The sequence below is a fragment of the bacterium genome (genome assembly GCA_037128595.1).
Classification (GTDB): Bacteria; Verrucomicrobiota; Kiritimatiellia; order CAIKKV01; family CAITUY01; genus JAABPW01.
In genome coordinates this window covers 1-2,463 of the sequence record JBAXWB010000067.1, presented here as the reverse complement: position 1 = coordinate 2,463, position 2,463 = coordinate 1, and the positions used below count along the sequence as shown (strand labels likewise).

The 2,463-nt window shown below is 55.9% G+C and carries 2 protein-coding genes; both read right to left on the bottom strand.

What is annotated here, in order from left to right:
• Positions 1-67: 67 nt before the first annotated feature.
• A complete protein-coding gene (gene istB / locus WCS52_19445) occupies positions 68-847 on the bottom strand; it encodes an IS21-like element helper ATPase IstB (protein MEI6169364.1) in 780 nt (259 codons plus the stop codon).
• Complete coding sequence (gene istA / locus WCS52_19440) at positions 844-2,352, bottom strand: IS21 family transposase (GenBank protein MEI6169363.1); 1,509 nt, start codon at positions 2,350-2,352, stop codon at positions 844-846. Before istA ends, istB begins: the two co-directional genes overlap by 4 nt.
• Between the last annotated feature and the right edge of the window lie 111 nt (positions 2,353-2,463).

Genomic DNA, 2,463 nt, shown 5'->3' with positions numbered 1-2,463 from the left:
CGCCGTAGGCGGGATGCCACGAAGTGGCAAGGGCGGAGGGCCGGGGAGGCAGAAGGGGGATGGGTCATTACCTGCAATCTCCTTCTTGAATGATTTTTGTCTTTTCCTTGTTTCGTCGGGCGCGGAAACTTTTACCTTGAGTGGTCAGGATGTGGGCATGATGGGCTAGACGATCCAGTAAGGCAGTCGTCAGTTTTTCATCTCCAAAAACCTGAACCCATTCCGAAAATGCCAGATTGGTGGTTACGATGGTGGACCGCCGCTCATAGCGGTCCGCCAACAGATTGAACAGCAACTCGCCGCCGTCGCGTTTGAACGGAACAAACCCAAGTTCATCTACAATTAATAGTGGCACTTTCTGGAACCGACGATGCATCCTCCCGAGGGTTCGCTCATCACGAGCCTCCATCAGGTCACGCACCAGATCTGCTGCCTTATGGAAACCCACAGGGATACGCCGTCTGGCTGCTTCCACACCTAAGGCGATGGCAAGATGGGTTTTCCCTGTTCCGATGGGCCCGGCAATGACCACATCATGCTTGTCTTCCACAAACCGGCAACTGGCCAGTTCATGGATCTTTGGCCGATTGACTCCCTGCAAGACCTCCCAGTCGAGTTGATCCAGGGTTTTGGTATCGGGGAACCGGGCTTGTCGCAACAGGCGGCGGGCAGCATTTTCATTGCGCGTCCTCACTTCGGCATCCAAAAGTTCCCGCAAATAATCTTCATAAGCCCAACCATCATTGCGGGCGCGCCTGGCGGCGGCTTCGTATTCACGTCCCACCGTGGGTAGTCTCAAGGTGCGTGTCTGAGCATTGATCACAGCCTGTAGAGGGGTATCACTCATTGGCCACCTCCCGTTAAAAGCTGATCATAATCCGCCGCACAACCGGACTGCACTTGATAAAACCGCAAGGCGGCAGGTACACATTCCGCCTCCAATACGGGGCGGGTGGGCAAACAGCCTGACAATACCTTGAGAACAACGCCTTCAGCCATGGACTCTTTATCGCCCCGGCCACGTACTTCAGCCAAGGCCTTTACAAGGGCGTGACTGATCACCGTCTCTCCGTGATCATTGATGGCCCCCAGCACTCCGGCCAGAATGCGCGCCGCTTTGAGCTGGCCATGCGTCTTCTCCAGCATGTCCCAGAGTTGGCTAAAAGGCTCGCCCAGTTCCGCAAGAAGTTCAGGGGCCACTTGCCGCACCGCTTGGGGCTTGCGGGCCAGTTCCGGCAGATAATGCCGGTAACGGATAGACTTGCCGCCCTTGGGTTGCAATGGATGGATGTGTTCTTCCCCCCGGCAGATAAAACGGATGTCCTCCACGCCAATATACGCCATGGCATCCAATCGCGCCCAGGTGGTTGGTGTCGAATAAACCGCCCCCATCACGGTGACCGTTGCACTGCGGCTAACGCACACCAGTTGAGGAAGCCGTGGATCGAACGCCTGGGGTGGCAAGGGCCGCATCTGCCATTGCTCCTGATCAAACAGTTCGCCATAAGAACGCCCGTCGTGGTTCTTGGCCTGTCCATGGGCATTATCCAGGTCCCTTTGCAATCCCGAGGAGATCTCGGCAAGTGTCTTCCCTGATACAATCGGTGTTAAATGCTGCAAACGGATCGTCTTGCCTCGCCCTTCAACACCGCCTTTATCGTGGCCTTCCCCGGGCCGAGCAAAACAGGCTTCATACAAATAGTGGCTATTGAGGGCCTTAAACCGATCATTCAGTTCCCGCTCCGACAGCCCAATGATGCGCTTCACCGCCGCCGTCAAGTTGTCGTAGATCAACCGGTGGGGAACCCCACCAATGGCGGTAAAAGCGCGCACATGGCCATCAAAGAAACTGACTTGGTTGCACCGTTCATAGAGCCACACCAGATCCCGCTTCGAATACATCAGCCTCAGCAGGAACTTCCAAACATTGGTCATGACCCCGTTTAGTTCCACCGTGACTTCAAAGAAATCAACCTGGGCTTCATCCCCAGGGCGGTGTACAAGCGGAATGTAAACCTCTGCCGCTACACGTCGCTTCTCTGCCAGATACTTGCGAACCGTGCGTTCACCCACCGCACACCCTTGCGCAATCAACTCTTTATGCAGCCGAGGAGAAGTGATCCGTTGCTTCTTCGTCGTCCGGTGTGCCCATTCCTTCAGTAACCCGTCTATCTTCTGCCTGATCTCCCCCATGACTGGGCGCCCGCGAGGTGCAACCTCAACCCGCAGGGGCACCGACTCTTCCAAATACTTCTTCACCGTCCGGCGGTTCAGCCCCATCTCCCGGGCTATCCGCCTGACACTCTGTCCTTCGCTATAATGCTTATGCCGTATTACGTGTACCTGATTCATCTTGAGCATGCTCCTTCCTTCCAGACGCCTTATTGCGCCTGAAGGAATCATGCCTCAAGGTGGTGCACTTTCCGAATGCCGACTGGTGCACTTTCCGAGTGCCGCGGCCAG